The sequence below is a fragment of the Clostridium sp. RTP31139st1_H3_RTP31139_211217 genome (assembly GCF_040227035.1).
Classification (GTDB): Bacteria; Bacillota; Clostridia; order Clostridiales; family Clostridiaceae; genus Clostridium; species Clostridium saudiense.
On sequence record NZ_JBCOAB010000001.1, the window covers coordinates 59,671 to 78,222 of the forward strand.

Genomic DNA, 18,552 nt, shown 5'->3' on the forward strand with positions numbered 1-18,552 from the left:
AAAACCTCCTTTTAAGCCATTACCATTCCACCATCAACATTTATTACTTGACCAGTAATATAGTCAGATAAACTTGATGATAAAAATAATACTAAATTAGCAACTTCTTTAGGATTACCCATTTTTTTCATAGGTATACTTTTTAATATTTCATCTTTTACTTTATCAGGTAAGCTTTTTGTCATATCAGTATCAATATATCCAGGAGCAACGACATTAACGTTTATGTTTCTAGAAGCTAGCTCTCTAGCCACTGATTTAGAAAAGCCTATTACTCCAGCTTTAGATGCGGCATAATTACATTGTCCTGCATTTCCTACAATACCAACAACTGAAGATATATTAATAATCTTTCCATGCTTTTGTTTAATCATTATTGGTGATATTGATTTTGTAGTATTAAATGTTCCTTTTAAATTTACATCTAAAACACTATTAAAATCTTCATCTTTCATTCTTAATAATAATCCATCTTTAGTTATTCCAGCATTATTTACTAATACATCTATTGAACTAAAATGATTTTTAACTTCAGATATAAAGTTATCTACTTCATCCGATTTACTAACATCACATTTTACAGCAATAGCATCTACTCCAAATTCTTTTATTGAATTAATTAGTTCTTCTACTTCTTCATTATAATTTCTATAGTTTATAGCAATATTAGCACCATTTTGAGCTAATGTTAGTGCTATTTCTTTCCCAATTCCTCTAGTAGCTCCTGTTACTATAATATTTTTATCTTTTAACATTTAGTTTCAACTCCTTCTAATGTCTTATTAAGTGAAGTTAAGTCTTCTACATTAAAGATGTTTACTTTAATTTTTTTACCTCTGCTTATTTCTTTAACGAAGCTACTTAATGTTTTGGAAGGTCCGATTTCTATAAAAGTATCAATGCCTTCATCAATCATTTTTTCAATTGTATTGCTCCATTTAACAGATGATTTCACTTGTTTTTCTAATAAACTTTTAATTTCATCTTTATTTTTAATGAAATCACCTGTTACGTTTGTAATAACTTTTACTTTTGGTTCGTTAAAGACAGTATCATTTAAATGTAACGCTAATTTTTTTGAAGCTTCATTTAACATAGATGTATGAAAAGGACCAGAAACTTTTAATGGGATTACTCTTCTTGCACCTGCTTCTTTTAAAGAATTTTGTGCTAACTCTACAGCTTCCTTCTCGCCTCCAATTACAATTTGATTAGGTGTGTTATAATTAGCAATTTCAACAATACCTTTATTAGATATACTATCTAAATTAGATTTTATTATATCTTCATTCAATCCTATAACAGCTGCCATTGCACCAAGTCCAGGAGGTACAGCTTCCTGCATTAATTGACCCCTTTTCCTAACAAGTTTTAATGCACTTTCAAAGTCAATGGAATTACTTGCTACTAAAGCAGAGTATTCTCCTAAACTTAGACCTGCAACAATTTCAGGTTCAATACCTTTTTCATTTAATATTCTTAAGATTGCAATAGAAGTAGTTAGTATTGCTGGTTGAGTATTTTCTGTAATATCTAATTCTTCTTTATTACCATTAAAAATCATATTTTTAATATCAAATTGTAAGATTTCATTTGCTTTATTAAAAACATCCCTACAAACAGGATAGTTATCATATAATTCCTTGCCCATTCCAATATATTGTGAACCTTGGCCTGAAAAAATAAAAGCTATTCTCATAATTCCTCCATTTGTTTATGAATTAAAATTGCACTTAATATTGTCATATTCATTAAACATTTCTTCAATTATTTCTTTTACACTTTGTATTTTATTTACCATTCCAGATATTTGACCTGCCATTAATGAACCATTATCAATATCTCCATCTATAACAGCTTTTTTCAAAGCACCTTTTCCTAATTCTTCGAGCTCCTCGATATTTACATTGTTATTTTCAAGCTTTAAATACTCTTTAGCTAATTTATTTTTTATAACTTGAACAGGATGCCCTGTAGATCTTCCGGTTACTACAGTATCAATATCTTTAGCTTTAACTACTGCATTTTTATAGTTTTGATGTATTTGACACTCCTCTGAAGCTAAGAATCTTGTTCCAACTTGAACAGCACTTGCTCCAAGAGTGAAAGCAGCAGCAATACCTCTACCGTCTGCAATTCCTCCAGCTCCGATTACTGGAATATTAACAGCATCACATACTTGTGGAAGTAAAACTATTGTTGTTAATTTACCAACATGACCACCTGATTCACATCCTTCAGCAATTACAGCATCTACTCCACTTCTTTCCATTCTCTTAGCCAGTGCTACAGAAGCTACTACTGGAATAACTATAATACCTGCGTTTTTCCATTTTTCGATGTACTTACCAGGATTCCCAGCACCAGTAGTTATAACTTTAACACCTTCTTCAATTGCTATATCTGCTAGCTCATCAGCATTATCAGATAAAAGCATAATATTCAATCCAAATGGTTTATCTGTCAATTTTTTTGTTTTTCTGATTTCTTCTCGTATATGGCTAGCAGGAGCATTAGCTCCTGCTATAATTCCTAATCCTCCTGCATTTGAAACAGCAGCAGCTAAATTACTTTCAGAAACCCAGGCCATGCCTCCTTGAAAAATAGGATACTTAATACCTATAAGATTACATATATCCTTTTTCATAGTTTTTACCTCCAATACTAATTAGCTGTTGCTTTTTCAATAAATGATACAGCATCTGAAACTGTTTTTATATTTTCAACATCTTCTACTTTTACATTAAAAGTATCTTCAAGTTCCATGATAACTTGGAATAAATCTAAAGAATCAGCATCTAAATCTTCTATAAATCTAGTTTCTAATTGTACATCTTCTTCATTAACTCCTAATTGTTCTACTATTATTTCCTTTATTTTATCGAATATCATATTACTTCCTCCAAAAATTCTTTATTTTTACAATATATATTATTATTGACATTTTAAATAAATTTAATTAGTCATTTCTATTTATTTTTTAAATTACCATTCTAATAATATTCCACTCCAAGTAAGGCCACCACCAAAAGCAACTAATATTACCTTATCACCTTTATTAATAAGCCCTTTATCTATAGATTCACTTAATACTATTGGAACACTTGCTGCAGAGGTGTTACCATATTGTTCAAGATTCATTAAGAACTTGTCCCTACTTAAATTTAATTTTTTAGCAGCATCATCTATAATTCTAGAGTTAGCTTGGTGTGGTATTATATACTTTATATTCTCAATATTTTCATTAGATTTTTGCAATAAATCATTTACTACTTTTGGGATTATTGATATTGCAAACTTAAATACTTCTCTGCCATCCATTTCTATAAATTCTTTTCTTTCTAAAGTAGAATCAGAAAAAGGGGTTTTAATTGGAAATTGATTAGACGATAATGCCTTCAATCCATTAGTTCCATCAGAACCAACACAGGTACTTATTATTCCAGAACTATCATTAGAAGTTTCTAGTATAGCTGCACCTGCCCCATCTCCGAACAATACACATGTATTACGATCAGTCCAATCTACTATTCTTGAAAGAACTTCGCTTCCAATTACTAAAGCTCTTTTACCTTCTCCACATTTTAATAATGAATTAGCTATTACTGATGAATATAAAAAACCTGAGCATGCTGCACTTATATCGAAAGCCGCTGCATTTATACATCCTAATCTTTGCTGTACACTACATGCAGTTGATGGCATAAGCCTATCTGGTGATGTTGTAGCTACAATAATAAAATCAATACTTTCAGGAGTACAATTAGCCATTTTCATAGCATTTTTAGCTGCATTAACTGCTAAATCAACAGTTCCTTCACCACTTGAAATTCTTCTTTGAGATATTCCAGTTCTTTTAATGATCCATTCATGTGACGTGTCAACAATTTCTGATAATTGATTGTTTGTTACGATATTTTCAGGACAATAATGCCCAACTCCTATAAACTTCACTAAACTCATCTTAACACCTTTGTTTTTAAAATATAATTATTTGATAATCAAATTAAAATGTTAAAAATATAAAATATTAAGTAATTTAATATTTTTATCTTAAGCAACTTATAATAAATAATAAGTTATATTTTTCCCTTGTATGTTTTATCGAGTTTTCCTTTTGTTTTATATAAATAATAATAAATAATTTCTAATTAATAATTTTATAAAATAAAAAAAATGCTTTTAAAAAATGTTAAATATTTCACTCCTTTCTCAAATATTTTGACCATCAAACATCTTTATCATAATTCTACTTTTAAATTTTGTCAATAATTTTTTTGTTTATTGCCTTTTTAGATAATTTATATTATACTTTGAAATATATTTTGATTATCAAAGTATTTTTCGTAGAAGGAGTAAAAAAAATGAAATTGAAAGAATTAAAAATTGGAAACATATTGTCGAAATTACCTATTATACAAGGTGGTATGGGAGTTGGAATTTCACTTTCTAACTTGGCTGGTAATGTTGCTAAAAATGGGGCTATTGGAATTATTTCAGCTGCACATCCTGGATATCGTGAAAAGGATTTCGAAACTAATACATTAGAAGCTAATATTAGAGCTTTAAAAAAGCATATACTTAAAGCAAAGGAAATTAGTAATAATGGAATTATAGGAGTTAATTTAATGGTTGCTATGAATAATTACAAAGAATTAGTTGAAGCAACTATTGAAGGTGGTGCTGATTTAATTATTTCAGGAGCTGGATTACCATTGAAATTACCAGAATATACAAAAGATAGTTCTATAAAAATATTGCCAATAGTGTCATCTACAAAAGCTACTAAATTAATATTAACTTATTGGAAAAAACATTATAATAAAATTGCAGATGGGATTATCATTGAAGGGCCAAAGGCAGGCGGACATCTAGGATTTAAGGGTGATAAAATTGAAAGCGAAATTGAAAAATTTGATGATAATGTAATTGATATCTTAAAAACTGTTAAAGAATTTGAAGAAGAAAATAATCAAGATATTCCTGTAATTGTTGGTGGTGGCGTTTTTGATAATAATGATATAAAGAAATATATGAATTTAGGGGCTAGCGGTGTGCAAATTGGTACAAGATTCGTAGCTACTAATGAATGTGATGCTGATATAAGATATAAAAATGCATATGTTAACTGTACTAAAAAAGATATACAAATTGTAAAAAGTCCTGTTGGTATGCCTGGAAGAGCTATTAAAAATAAATTTTTAGAAAAGATAGCAAGTGAAGGTGAAAAAATAACAAAATGTTACAATTGTCTTGTTCCATGTAATCCATCAACTACACCATATTGTATTAGCAAGGCTCTTATAAATGCAGCTTATGGCGATATTGATAATGGTTTGATTTTTTGTGGATCTAATGCATATAGAATAGATAAAATAGTTCCAGTATCTCAACTAATAGATGAACTAATTTCATAGAGAAATATCTATTATTTTATATTATGGGTAAGGTGTTTTAGTAAAATACCTTACCCTCTAATTTTAGATTAAATAATTAAAAATTCAAATTTTGTTTTTCTTCTGGGGATAATTCACCTAAAATGAAAGGTAAAACTTCATCTACTTTGATATTTAATACTAATGCAAATTCTTCATGCAAAAGCTTTTCAGCTTCATTCATAATTTTTTCATCTCCAGCATTAAGTTTCTTACCCTCTTCTTTTTTTCTTAGCTTTTCCATATATAGTGTCTTAATAAGCTTAACTATATCTTTCTTATTACCCTTTTTTAATATTTCATTGTACGTTTCTTTTCTTAAATTCATATCATCAATCCAGATAGTTTCATTATCAGGCATTGTTTTGATTAAATCGTATACCTCTTCTTTAGTCATAATTTTTCTAATGCTAATTTTGTCGTTATCAATTGGTGCATATATAGTTGAATTAGTATCATATGCTGGTTTTAGAATGTAATATTCTCTTTCTTTATTAAATCCAAATTTCTTTTTAACAATATCGATTATTTTACAAACACCTGTTGATCCATAAATGATATATTCATTTTTTGAAAACATAAACTTTTCCTCCTAACAAAAAAAGTGTAATTTATCGGCAACTGGACTTACGTTGAACATCGACAAACTACACGTTGTATTTTAAATTTATTATGATATTTAATTTTATATTATAGTATAATTATACATCTTTAAAAAATTAATTTCAAATGAGAAATTAATTTTAAGTTTAAGTAAAAATATTATTGGAATTTTTTCGTTTCTTATAATGATATCTTTATTTTTATTTAATAAATCTTTATAATATTATCATAATAATTTTTAGGAGAGATACGCTTTTTATGAAAAAAATATTAACTGAATCAAATATTAAAAAATTACAAGAAGAATTAGAATATAGAATGACTGTTCGTAGAGCAGAAATTGCTAAAGAAAAATTAATTGCAGCAGCTCATGGTGATAGATCAGAAAATGCAGAATATAAAGCTGCATGTGAAGAATATAGAGAAAATGATAATAGGATACAACACTTATTAACATTAATTACAACATCAACTATTATTGATGATGAACGAATGGATAAATCTATTATTGGAATAAATACAAAAGCTAAAATTAAATTTTTAGATGATGATTTCGAAGATACAATTACCCTAGTTACTACGTTAGATGCAAAGCCAGAAGATATGTTAATTAGTATTGAATCTGACTTAGGAAAAGCTCTAGTTGGAAAAAAAGCTGGGGATATAGCTGAAGTAATGGCACCTGGTGAAAATTATAAGGTGGAAATACTTGAAATTTTATAATAAATAAAAATGGTAGTATAATTGCTACCATTTTTATTTTAAGTTTATATTTATTTCATCTAAATTTGGAAATTCATATTCATTAATTTCAATTTCTTTAAGAAGATTAATTACATCATTAAAATTTTTAACTAAATTTATATTTTTATGTCTTAAGAGTGACTCTAAAGAAGAATTTTCCCACTCTATCCATCTGATATAATTATCTCTTTCTTCTTTATACTTTTTAAAAGTAGACTCTTCTATAAGGTTATCAGTTATTTCATCACATAAAAAAAAGTTACAAATATAAGTTCTATATTTTTTATTTAATGTACAACCTTGACCATCTATTACAAAGGGACAAGCTCGAAAGAACATAGAAACATCATTTATAACTCTAGGTTTTTTTATACTATTATTTTTATCTGAATCATATTCATTATATTCTTCATATATATAATATTCATCATTTTCAGAAATAATTTCACTTCTGACTTCTTTAATTTGTTCCTCTGTTGCATATGGTAATTCACATGTCCCATTATTTTTTATATATTTATCATGACTATCGTAATCAAAATATCCAACTGCATGAATATAGTAATTATATATTTTAATATTAGGCAGTTTTAAAATCCTATTTAAAGTAGAAATCCCTTCTTCACTTTTTATCATCTTCTGTATATCATATAAAGTAAACTTGGGGAAATACCAACAACAACCTCTATTTTTAACTTTACATAAGCTTTTCCCAAAAATGCTATTACATTTATAGCATAAGCTACATCCAAATTGAGGTGTGCCTTCAGTATTAGTTATAAAAATTTTTTCCATTGGTACAATCTCCTATAAAAATAAATTTGATTTTTGCTAATATTATATCATTATAAATAATTATAAATAAAGATAACTTTTCTTATAGCAAATTCAATTTTTTATAGATTTCTTTTACATATTCTGATTTTAGCTTAATATATGTTTCAATATTATTTGGATATAAATTAGCTGCTTCAAGTTTAATATTGTTATATTTATTAAGACTGTCTTTATTTTCTTTTAAATAGGCTTTAAACGCTAAATGTCTTTTTAATTCTTTTGACTTTCTTGAACATATAAATAAATTGTGATCCATTAAATTAGTATTACCAACATATTTGAATATTTTCATATCTTTATTACTTTTATTTTCTTCATAAGTATAACCAAGTTTTTTTAATTTTTTTAATAATATGTTAAAACAATCGTAAGTTGGAATTACAATATCGATATCTATCACAGGATTTGAAGCTAATCCTTCAACCGATGTACTACCAACATGTTCTACATCAATAATTATATCAGCTAAAGATAAAACTATAATGTTCTTTATTTTTTCAAATTCTATTCTCCATTTTTTATCATAAGGTAAAACTTCAACTTGTTTAGTTTTCATTTTTCCTCCTAAAAAATTACTAATTGGATATACGTAATGTATAAATTGTTTAAACATAAATAGAACAAAAAAGATAAATATATCTTTAATGTTACTTTTTTTATAAATATATATAACTTTAATTCCTTATGTTTATTTATATTTTATAACTCATTAATATATTCAATAAAATTATGATTATATAATATATTAGTAATTAAGAGCACTATTATATAGTTTAATTATAAATTAATATGTTATTAAATATTGAGTTATGCTTTAATTGAAAATATTATAATTAATGAAACTAAAAAACTATTATTATGCTTTTAAGATAAAATCATAATAATAGTTTTGTGAACTAATGTTTAAGTAAATCTTAATTATCATTTTTTAATATTGATACAAATCTTAATAAATCAACTAAAAGATTTAAAAAGCTTATAAAAATTGAGAAAGAAAAAGTAACAATTTCACTTTCAGATAAAATACTATACTTACACCTACTTTGTATTGATTTCATAATTACTAATGCATAAACTGAATAAATTACTATTCCTATTGCAGAAATAATTAAATCAAATGTTCCAAACTTAAAGAAAAATATATTTATAAATTCTAATATTAGTAGCACCAGTATTCCAATTGTTATCATTGGTCCTAATCGAAAAATAGTTTCTTCACTTTGATTTAATGCTACTAAATAAGAAATACCAAAAATAAGAACTACACCTATAACTATTGAAATAAATGTACCTGCTCCTAAATTATAAAAATAATATACATATGTCGATCCGGTTAATATTCCTAAAATAAAGGCATAAATGTTCATACTCACTTTATTAGGAACAAATCCGCCTCTTCTTGTAAAGGCTGATACCAATATTAAAATGAAAAATGCTATATTTAACATATATCTAATACTATAAGGTATAAAATTTACTCCAATAAAGGACCCAAGTGCTAAGAAAACTAAAGCAATAAAAAATGTTTTTAAAATTTCTAAATAATTTTTCTTTGCAATACTATCCAAAAAAATCACCTTCTTAGTTATTATATTTTTTTTATATTTTACTTTAGTTTTATTTACTGTACTTCTTCAGTATTATCAGTATTATTTGATATTTCATTCATAGCTTTTTTAAATTGAATGTAAAACAATATTGCAGTAGTTGAAACAGCAATGAAATCTGCTACGGGTTCAGCCATAAATACAGCTGTTGTTTTGTCTGAAATAAATATTGGCATAATATATATTAATGGAATTAATAATATTATTTTTCTTAATAAAGCTAAAAATAATGAAGTTTTTGCATTTCCTAAAGCAATAAATGATTGCTGACAAGCTATTTGTATTCCAAATATACCAGATAAGGCCATATATATTCTTAAGGCATTACTTGTAAAATCTAATAGTTCAGGATCATTATTAAATATTAGTACAAATGATTTTGGCGTTATCATTGCTAAAGCCCATAATATCATAGAATAAGTTACACATGATATAAGCAATATTTTAAATGCCTTTTTTACACGTTCTGGATTTTTTGCACCGTAATTATAGCTAAGAATCGGTTGTCCTCCTTGTGTCAAACCATTAAGAGGAAGCATTGAAAATTGCATAACACTAGTTAAAATAGTCATTGCTCCAACTGCAATATCTCCACCATACTTTAAAAGTGATGAATTAAAGCAAACAGCTATTAAACTTTCAGTTGCTTGCATGATAAATGGTGCTAAACCTAATGCAATAGAAGGTAAAACAATGTTTTTTGATAAAGATAAATTTTTTCTTTTAATTTTTAATGTTGTTTTCTTACCTGTTAAGAATTTTAAAATCCATAGCATTGATAATGCTTGAGAAATTATCGTTGCTAGTGCAGCACCTGATACTCCCATATTAAATCCAAAAATTAAAATTGGATCAAGTACTATGTTAAAAATCGCGCCAATTAAGACAGTCATCATGCTTACTTTTGCAAATCCTTGAGCACTGATGAAAGCATTTAATCCTAATGTTAATTGTACAAATATAGTACCTATACTATAAATTTTCATATAACTAGTTGCATACTCTATTGTGTTTTCACTTGCACCGAAAATTAATAATAGATCTTCAGCAAAGAAAAAGAAAATTAAAGTTAATATAATTGATATAATTACTAATAATGAGAAAGAATTTCCTAAAGTTTTTTCAGCATTATCTTTTTCTCCTTTTCCTAAGAAGATGGATGCTCTAGGTGCTGCCCCCATACTTACTAATGCTGCAAAAGCAGAAATAAGCATAATAAGTGGTAAACACACTCCTACCCCAGTAAGGGCTAACTTACCAACTTCGGCTATATGGCCTATATACATTCTATCAACTAAATTATATAATAAGTTGATTATTTGTGCGGCAATTGCAGGAACTGCTAATTTGAAAAGTAATTTGCCGACACTACAAGTTCCTAATTCTTCTGTTTGATTTTGTTGCATTATAAATTCTCCTTTAAAATAAATTGACAAATATATAATATTCACATAAAATAGTTTATAAAGAAACTGTTTTTCTGTCAACTATATTGGAGGATTATTATGATATATAATTTAAATATTACAAAAATGCTATATTCATTTAAGCATATTAATGAGTTATACTATAAACTTTCTTGTGAAGCAGCTAAAAAATGTGGTATTACAAAACCAGAAGCAGATATTTTAGCATTTCTATTTAATAATCCAAAGTGTGATACTGCTAAAGATATTGTTCAATTAAAAGGGTTTTCTAAGGCTTATGTTTCAAAAGCTGTAGAACCATTATTAAAAAAGGGATTTATTTCAATAGAAGTTGATAAATCTGATAGAAGATGTCAGCATTTAAAATTAACTTCTCAATCCGAAGAAATTGTTGGTGAATTACACAAGATGCAGATGGAATTCCTCAAGAAATTAACAAATAATATTCCAGAAGAAGATATATTAACATTTCTTGAGGTAACAGAAAAGTTTGCAAATAATTCAAACTTATAACATTCAATAAATAAAAGAACATTTTTAATATATGTTCTTTTATTTTTTTAATACAAAACAAATATTAGGAATTACAGAGAGTTCTCTTAAACTCATACCATTTACACCAATTATTTTTCATAAATGATTTTGGACATTTCTTTCTTGAAGCATCATAATGTCGAACTACATTATTAATAGAAATATTATATTTTTTCATTAAAAATTTGATTAATTCTAATGTTGATTGTAAAGTTGCTTCAGTAGGATTCCCATCTTTTTCAATACATATCTCTATACCCAAAGAATTTTGATTAGTTATTCCGTACTTTCCATGACCATCACCGCAATGCCAGCTATAATTAACATCACTGTCAACTGTTTGAATAATTTGTTTTGAATCTACAAAGAAATCTGCACTAGCATTTTTATTTTCGCTATTAAAGTAATTATAATGGTATTCAGCATCTAAGCCTGGGTTATCAGTATCGTGTATCACAATGTATTTAGGTTTTTCATTTCTTTTTGTGAAATTAAATTTAATAAATCTTTGTTTTATTAAAATCATTACCTATCACCTACTTTTAAAAATTTATCATATTTATGTTTATTTATATAAGTAATCAAAATTTATTATGCTATAATAAAATTGACTAATTTCAAAAATTAGAAAGGATACAAATGATGGAAAAATATATTTCAAATATAAAAACACCTAAAATAAGTATTGCTCCAATGGTTGACAAATCACATAGACATTTTAGATATTTCTGCAGATTAATGAATAAAGAAATTCTATTATATACAGAAATGGTAACAGCACAAGCAATACTAAATGGTGAATTAGATAAAATTCTTTATTTTAGAGAAGAAGAAGGTAATGTTGCACTGCAAATTGCTGCATCTAATCCTGAAGATGCTTATAAAGCAGTTAAGAAAGCAAATTCATATAATTATTCTGAAATAAATTTAAATTGTGGCTGTCCATCTGATAGGGTTTCAGGAAATTTAATGGGTGCCGCATTAATGTCAGATAGAAAATTAGTATATGAAATATTACTTGCTATGAAAGAAGCTACAAATAAACCAATAACTATTAAGCATAGAATAGGAATTGATGGCACAGGAATAATTCAAGATAAAAATGCTAAAGTAATAATGGATGGATACGATGATTTATTAGAATTTTTAGATACTGTATCTAAAGCAAAACCAGATAGATACACTGTTCATGCTCGTTCAGCAATTTTAAAAGGATTAAGTCCAAAAGATAATAGAGAAATACCTCCTCTAGATTATGATATGGTTTATAGATTAAAAAAAGATTTTGATTATTTAAATATTGAAATCAATGGTGGATTTAAAACAGTTGAATCAATTAAAGATGCTCTTACTAAAGTTGATGGGGTTATGATTGGTAGAGCTGCATATGAGGATTGTTATCTATTAGCTAATTTACAAAAAGTTGATAATGAAAATTTAAAACCTATTTCGCGTGGAGAAATAATAAAATCATATATTCCATATGTTAAAGAAGAAATCGCTAATGGCAGTAATGTGCATCTACTAGCTGCTCCACTACATAGCTTATTTCAAGGTCAACCTGGAAGTAAACAATATAAACAGCTTTTATCATCTGGAAATATAAAAAAGGATACTTTTGTTCAAATTTTATATAATATTTTAGAAAGCATGCCAGAGAATAGTCTTTGGTGCTAAATGTAAAAGTTAAAACTCTCTTAAAAGATATTAAATCAATTAAGAGAGTTTTTATTATTTTTTAAGTATAAATCTTTCAATTCCAGTTGCTACACCATCATCGTGTATTGATGTTGTGATTTCATTTGCATATTTCTTAATACTATCGCATGCATTACCCATAGCTATTCCACATCCAACAGTTTCTAACATTTCGATATCATTTTTACCATCACCGAAAGCATAACTATTATTTATATCAATATCTAAGTATTCTAAAGCTTTAATTATACCAGTTGCTTTTGTATTTTTCTTTGAATACAATTCAAATGATTTTAATGCTATGCTATTAACATAATCATAATCCTCATTTCTTTGAACTATATTTAAGCATTTTTCTACTGTTTCATCATTAGGACACATCATTTCAATTTTATATATTCCAATATCATCTAAAGAATAGTTAACTTTAAACAATTCTTTTGAAACTCCTACTGTGTCATAAAAGTCATGAAATTCTTTAAAACACTCTTTCATATATGAGTGATATTCACCTTCCAACACATATTGAATATTAAGATTTTCTAATTCATCTACTAAATTGCTAACAAAAGATTTATCTAGATATTCACTAAAAATAGTTTTATTTTTAATAATGACATGTGCTCCATTAGCTAGCACAAATCCATCAAACCCAAAATCTAATATTGATTTACTTAAAAAGGCATATGGTCTACCAGTTGCTATAAAAACATAATGCCCTTCTTCTTGTAAGGAATGAATAGCTTGTTTAACTTTTGGTGTTATATCAACAATTCCATTCATATAATCTAATAATGTTCCATCTATATCGAAAAATATAGCTTTTTTCATTTAATCCCCTCCATCCTATTCATGCCTATTTTATCCTATGATAATTATACTGTAAATATTTTTAATAAAGAAATTGCATAAAGACCTATATACTTATCTAGTAGTAAGAATATAGGTCTTTATGCAATTTAAACAAGCCTTTTATTTTTCCATTTACCACTTCTATATCTATATATAAAGAAAAATGCACGGATGAACCAATCAACAATCATTGCTAACCATACACCAACAAGTCCTAAAGCTAATGTTCTACCTAAATAAAAACTCAATAAGTATCTAAATGTCCACATTGAACATATAGATACGATCATAGTGAATTTTGCATCATTTGCAGCACGCAAGGCATTTGGAAGTGTAAAGGATATAGGCCAAATTATCATTCCAGCAAGACCATGAATTAAAATACATTTTGTTGCTAAGGAAGTAGATTCTTCTGATAAAGAATACATTTTTAAAAGGATTGGAGATAAAATGATAGCAGATAAGCTTAGTATTATCATCCACACATAAGCTTGCTTCATTAAACGCTTTATATAATAAACAGCTTGATCATATTCCTCTGCCCCGATACATTGTCCAACTATTGTTACTAATGCCAATCCAATTGCAGAGCCTGGTATAATCATCATTTGTGCAATATTATTACTAACGGCATTAGCAGCAATTGCATAAGTACCAAATGTTGCTACTAAACTTTGTACTAGTATTTTCCCAAGTTGAAACATACCATTTTCTAATCCAGATGGAATACCGATAAGAAGTATTTTTTTTATATAAAATCCATTCCATTTAAAACTATGATAATTATCAATATACATAAGATTCTTTTTGCTTTTTAACATAATTAATATAATTATACTAGTTACTATTCTGGCAATTAATGTTGCAATTGCAGCACCAAAAACTCCTAATCCACAACCAAATATAAATACTGCATTTAATATAATGTTGATTACGTTCATTATTGCAGCATTTATCATAGAAATTTTTGAGTTTCCTATTGCTCTAAACAATCCTGCTCCAGAATTATATAGTGCTATAAAGGGATATGAAATTGCAGTTACATAAAAATATGTTTGAGCTTTAGACATTACGTCAGTATCAATAGTTCCAAAAATTAAATTTAATAATGGTTTATTTAATATTAAGCATGCAATCATTATAAAAAATGATAATAATCCAGTTATTAAAATTAGCTGTTTAGCTGATTCACGTGCTTTTTTTCTTGAGTCTTGTCCAATAAATTGTGCTGTAACCACTGCACCACCTGTTCCTAATGCAGCAAAAATATTTATTAACAAAATATTGATGGTATCAACTAATGAAACTGCAGAAACAGCTGTTTCACCAATATTTGAAACCATTATAGTATCTGCAAATCCTACTGTTACAGCTAATAGTTGCTCAATTATCAAAGGAATTATTAATTTTTTTAGATTTTTATTTGAAAAGCGTCTTTTTACTTCAACCATTTTAAGTATTAAATTTAATTATTCCAAAGTATTTTTTCCCTTTGATATTTTTAAACTTAATAATAGTTGGTTTGTATAATATAGATTCATTTAGTCTCATTATTACTCCTCCTTTATTAAGAAATAATTCCTAAATAATTATACCATATTTTAACACATTGTTTACAAATATAACCTGCATTTTAAAAATAAAAAAATAAACTATAAATAAAATATTTATCTATAGTTTATTTTTAATAAATACTTAGCTTATATGGTGTTTTGAAAGTAATTGTTACTTAATATAATAACCCTTAATTTAACCCACAGTTTTATTATTACTTTATATTAAAATTTATAATGGTAATATTTATAAAGCTATAGCATTTTTTAGTATGTTTTCTTTTTTTTAATTTACATTAATACCTAATCATATCTCGTGTTATTTCATTTATTGAATATGCTCCACACATAGCCATTGTGTCTTCAAGTTCACTTGCTAATTTTTCAATATAAGATTTAACACCAGCTTCTTCGCCACCATAAAGAGCTGTTACAAAAGTTCTGCATATAAGCACGCCATCAGCACCTAAAGCTAAAGCTTTAAACACATCAACTCCTGAACGTATTCCACCATCTACAAATACTTTCATAGAATCACCAACAGCTTTTACTATATCTTCTAAAACTTCTGCTGTTGAAGGACATTGATCTAAGACTCTGCCACCATGGTTAGATACCACTATAGCATATGCCCCTGCTTCTTTAGCTTTTAAAGCTCCTTTTACAGTCATTACTCCCTTTACTATAAATGGTAAATTTGAAATTTTAATTATTTCCTTTAATTCATCTACTGATTTTGCTCCTGCTGGAGGATTCATATTTTTTAAAAATGGAAGACCAGCAGCATCAATATCCATAGCCACTGCAATTGCATTACTTTTCTTTACTAGTTCTATTTTTTCTTTAATAGTATCAATATTCCATGGTTTAATCGTTGGAATACCTAAACCTCCTACATTTTTTATAGCAGTCGTAGCACCTTTCATAACATCTGGATTGGTTCCATCTCCCGTAAATGCTAAGATACCTTCATTAGCACATGCTGAAACTAATAAATTATTGTAAGTCATATCATCATATTTTTCACCATAATGTAAATTAACAGCACCTACTGGTCCTGCAAAAAAAGGATACTTAAATTTCCTATCAAATAAATTACAACTCATATCTACAGGTTTATTTTCAGTTAATGTATCCATATTAACTCTTATTTCTTTCCATTTATCATAATTTCTAATTGCAGTATCTCCAACACCTTTTGCACCGGGTCCGGGAATTTGATTTTTACATGCTTTTCCATTACATTCAACACAGGCCTTACAATATTGACCAATACAACTTTTAGCATTAATTAAAACATCTTTATAATTCATTTAAGCACACCTTTCTTTTTTATATTAAATTTAATATCTTCTATTTAGTATTATAGTAACATATTTATTTCACATTATCTTTATTATATTAAATCAATTGATTTATAATATTGTATCAAATTTATTTATAAACAAAATAAGTTGCTAAAACAAAATGAAATAGCAACTTATTTATCCAAATATTTTGTATGATAATTAGAAGGTATATATTAACATTCATTATTTCTACTTAATATAAATTCAAATTTTTCTTTTAGTTCTTTAGCAGCAGCTTTAATTTCATCTCTATTTTGCTTATCAAGTATATTTTCAAATTTTCTTAAATAAAATTCAACCTCTCTTCGAGTTTCTCCAACACTTTGTTCGTAAATACTTTCACCCATAGAAAGTATAAGTTTATTTTCTTCCTGTTCTCTAGGTGGTATTTTAAGCTCAGATAATTCTTTAAATCTTTCTTGAATTTCTTCGTCACTCATATCATTATCACTCTTTTTTATAATTAGATGTTTCTTAAGTTTAGTAGATACAACTGTAACTTCAACCTCTAAAATAGAGTTAATATCATAAGTATAAGTAACATCAACAGCTTGTTCACCTGCTTTGCCTATTGGTACAGGAGTGTTTATCTCGCCTAAGTAAACATTATTTTTAGCAAACCTACTTTCACCTTGTAATATTTCTACTTTAATAGAAGATTGATTATCATGAATTGTGTATAATCGTTCTGTTCTACTTACTGGAACTACAGTATTTCTTTCAATTATTGGACAAAAATGCCCACCTTCATAATATTCTCCTTCTTTTAATACAGATATTTCAGTTCCTAATGTATATGGACATACATCTGTTAAAACAATATCCTTTATTAGTTCATTTCTTTCCTTCATAGCACCTTGTATACCAGCTCCAAGAGCTACAGCTTCTTCAGGATTAATAGATATATTTGGTAAACGCCCAAAAAGCTTACCAACGAAATTTCGTATAATAGGAAGCTTTGTAGCACCACCTATTAAAAGTATTTCATCTATATCATGTAATTTAATTTCCGCATCTTTTAATGCTCTTTCAATTGGTTTACGTATTTTAGCTAATAGTAATTCACAGTTTTTTTCATAATCATCTAATGATATTTTATATTTAAGTATCTCATCATTAACTTTACATTTAATTATTACTTCTTTTTGTTTAGAAAACATTTTTTTTGCTTCTTCTGCTTGTTTTTTTATAATAGCAATTGTTGTAGAATCAAGATTACATGCTTCTAATTCATTAGCCCTTAAAAACATATTAACTAATATCTCGGTAAAATCATCTCCACCTAAATAATTATCACCAGCAATAGCATGAACTTCCATTATATTTTTATAAACTTCGAGAATTGACACATCGAAGGTACCACCCCCTAAGTCAAATACTAAAAATTTAGTGTTAGTATTTCTATTTTGCAATCCATAAGCTATAGCAGCTGCAGTAGGTTCATTTACTATTCTTTCAACCTTTAGTCCAGCTAGTTTTCCAGCCAATTGAGTTGCTTTACGTTGCTTATCATTAAAATATGCTGGCACACTTATTATAGCCTCATTAACTTCACTTCCTAAATACTCTTCAGCATCTTCCTTTAAAGATCTTATAATAAACGAAGATAATTCTTCAGCAGTAAATTTATTTTCATTTATTATAAACTCTTTTTTACTGCCCATACTTCTTTTAAAAAGTTCTTTTGTACTTTCTGGATGAGTAATCATTCTTTCTTTAGCTACTTTCCCAACATAAACTTCTCCATTATCTCCAAAACTTACAACTGATGGTGTTAGCTTTTCTCCAAATCTATTTGGTATAATTACTGTTCCTTTTTCACTAAAATAAGATACTAAGCTGTTTGTAGTACCAAGATCAATTCCTATTATCATATTCATAGACTACAAATTAAATTAAATTATATTAATATT

The 18,552-nt window shown here is 27.0% G+C and carries 19 protein-coding genes; 4 read left to right on the forward strand and 15 right to left on the reverse strand.

What is annotated here, in order from left to right:
* Positions 1-11: 11 nt before the first annotated feature.
* From fabG to ABUA17_RS00365, 5 genes are all read right to left on the reverse strand, one after another.
* Complete coding sequence (gene fabG / locus ABUA17_RS00345; RefSeq protein ID WP_042400344.1) at positions 12-755, reverse strand: 3-oxoacyl-[acyl-carrier-protein] reductase; 744 nt, start codon at positions 753-755, stop codon at positions 12-14.
* Entirely contained in the window at positions 749-1,702 is a 954-nt protein-coding gene (gene fabD, locus ABUA17_RS00350; RefSeq protein ID WP_055275974.1) for an ACP S-malonyltransferase, read from the reverse strand. Before fabD ends, fabG begins: the two co-directional genes overlap by 7 nt.
* A gap of 12 nt (positions 1,703-1,714) precedes the next feature.
* A complete protein-coding gene (gene fabK / locus ABUA17_RS00355) occupies positions 1,715-2,647 on the reverse strand; it encodes an enoyl-[acyl-carrier-protein] reductase FabK (RefSeq protein WP_055275976.1) in 933 nt (310 codons plus the stop codon).
* Between the two features lie 17 nt (positions 2,648-2,664).
* Positions 2,665-2,892, reverse strand: coding sequence for an acyl carrier protein (acpP, locus tag ABUA17_RS00360; RefSeq protein ID WP_042400349.1), 228 nt, complete (start codon positions 2,890-2,892; stop codon positions 2,665-2,667).
* 93 nt (positions 2,893-2,985) lie between these two features.
* A complete protein-coding gene (locus ABUA17_RS00365; protein WP_042400351.1) occupies positions 2,986-3,963 on the reverse strand; it encodes a beta-ketoacyl-ACP synthase III in 978 nt (325 codons plus the stop codon).
* A 401-nt stretch (positions 3,964-4,364) separates the two neighbouring features.
* Here ABUA17_RS00365 and ABUA17_RS00370 point away from each other — a divergent pair, with 401 nt between their 5' ends.
* A complete protein-coding gene (locus tag ABUA17_RS00370) occupies positions 4,365-5,417 on the forward strand; it encodes an NAD(P)H-dependent flavin oxidoreductase (RefSeq protein WP_055275979.1) in 1,053 nt (350 codons plus the stop codon).
* Between the two features lie 76 nt (positions 5,418-5,493).
* On the opposite strand, the gene ABUA17_RS00375 is transcribed toward ABUA17_RS00370, so the two are convergent.
* Positions 5,494-6,015 carry a CarD family transcriptional regulator gene (locus tag ABUA17_RS00375; RefSeq protein WP_042400356.1) on the reverse strand — a complete coding sequence of 174 codons (522 nt, stop codon included), beginning with the start codon at positions 6,013-6,015 and terminating at the stop codon, positions 5,494-5,496.
* Between the two features lie 281 nt (positions 6,016-6,296).
* Between ABUA17_RS00375 and greA the strand changes: the two genes are divergently transcribed.
* Positions 6,297-6,761 carry a transcription elongation factor GreA gene (gene greA / locus ABUA17_RS00380; RefSeq protein WP_042400359.1) on the forward strand — a complete coding sequence of 155 codons (465 nt, stop codon included), beginning with the start codon at positions 6,297-6,299 and terminating at the stop codon, positions 6,759-6,761.
* 33 nt (positions 6,762-6,794) lie between these two features.
* On the opposite strand, the gene ABUA17_RS00385 is transcribed toward greA, so the two are convergent.
* The 4 genes from ABUA17_RS00385 to ABUA17_RS00400 form a co-directional block, all read right to left on the reverse strand.
* Positions 6,795-7,577, reverse strand: coding sequence for a hypothetical protein (locus ABUA17_RS00385; protein ID WP_042400362.1), 783 nt, complete (start codon positions 7,575-7,577; stop codon positions 6,795-6,797).
* Between the two features lie 82 nt (positions 7,578-7,659).
* On the reverse strand, positions 7,660-8,175 hold the full coding sequence (locus ABUA17_RS00390; protein ID WP_042400365.1) for a GrpB family protein: 516 nt from the start codon (positions 8,173-8,175) through the stop codon (positions 7,660-7,662).
* Between the two features lie 358 nt (positions 8,176-8,533).
* The gene (locus tag ABUA17_RS00395) at positions 8,534-9,187 is read right to left on the reverse strand and encodes a Bax inhibitor-1 family protein (RefSeq protein ID WP_042400368.1); all 654 of its coding nucleotides are present in this window, start codon (positions 9,185-9,187) and stop codon (positions 8,534-8,536) included.
* Positions 9,188-9,240: 53 nt separating this feature from the next.
* The gene (locus ABUA17_RS00400; RefSeq protein WP_042400370.1) at positions 9,241-10,632 is read right to left on the reverse strand and encodes an MATE family efflux transporter; all 1,392 of its coding nucleotides are present in this window, start codon (positions 10,630-10,632) and stop codon (positions 9,241-9,243) included.
* Between the two features lie 99 nt (positions 10,633-10,731).
* Here ABUA17_RS00400 and ABUA17_RS00405 point away from each other — a divergent pair, with 99 nt between their 5' ends.
* Entirely contained in the window at positions 10,732-11,166 is a 435-nt protein-coding gene (locus tag ABUA17_RS00405) for a MarR family winged helix-turn-helix transcriptional regulator (protein WP_154820874.1), read from the forward strand.
* 64 nt (positions 11,167-11,230) lie between these two features.
* On the opposite strand, the gene ABUA17_RS00410 is transcribed toward ABUA17_RS00405, so the two are convergent.
* On the reverse strand, positions 11,231-11,713 hold the full coding sequence (locus ABUA17_RS00410) for a peptidoglycan recognition protein family protein (RefSeq protein ID WP_198133999.1): 483 nt from the start codon (positions 11,711-11,713) through the stop codon (positions 11,231-11,233).
* A gap of 113 nt (positions 11,714-11,826) precedes the next feature.
* Between ABUA17_RS00410 and dusA the strand changes: the two genes are divergently transcribed.
* Positions 11,827-12,864, forward strand: a complete 1,038-nt coding sequence (dusA, locus tag ABUA17_RS00415; RefSeq protein ID WP_042400373.1) for a tRNA dihydrouridine(20/20a) synthase DusA — start codon at positions 11,827-11,829, stop codon at positions 12,862-12,864.
* Between the two features lie 54 nt (positions 12,865-12,918).
* Here dusA and ABUA17_RS00420 read toward each other — a convergent pair whose 3' ends face one another.
* The 4 genes from ABUA17_RS00420 to ABUA17_RS00435 all read right to left on the reverse strand — a co-directional run bounded on the left by ABUA17_RS00420 (position 12,919) and on the right by ABUA17_RS00435 (position 18,513).
* Positions 12,919-13,716, reverse strand: a complete 798-nt coding sequence (locus ABUA17_RS00420; RefSeq protein WP_042400375.1) for a Cof-type HAD-IIB family hydrolase — start codon at positions 13,714-13,716, stop codon at positions 12,919-12,921.
* 128 nt (positions 13,717-13,844) lie between these two features.
* On the reverse strand, positions 13,845-15,188 hold the full coding sequence (locus tag ABUA17_RS00425; protein ID WP_042400378.1) for an MATE family efflux transporter: 1,344 nt from the start codon (positions 15,186-15,188) through the stop codon (positions 13,845-13,847).
* A gap of 398 nt (positions 15,189-15,586) precedes the next feature.
* The gene (locus ABUA17_RS00430; RefSeq protein ID WP_042400381.1) at positions 15,587-16,603 is read right to left on the reverse strand and encodes an alpha-hydroxy-acid oxidizing protein; all 1,017 of its coding nucleotides are present in this window, start codon (positions 16,601-16,603) and stop codon (positions 15,587-15,589) included.
* Between the two features lie 209 nt (positions 16,604-16,812).
* Positions 16,813-18,513 carry a molecular chaperone HscC gene (locus ABUA17_RS00435; RefSeq protein ID WP_042400384.1) on the reverse strand — a complete coding sequence of 567 codons (1,701 nt, stop codon included), beginning with the start codon at positions 18,511-18,513 and terminating at the stop codon, positions 16,813-16,815.
* Between the last annotated feature and the right edge of the window lie 39 nt (positions 18,514-18,552).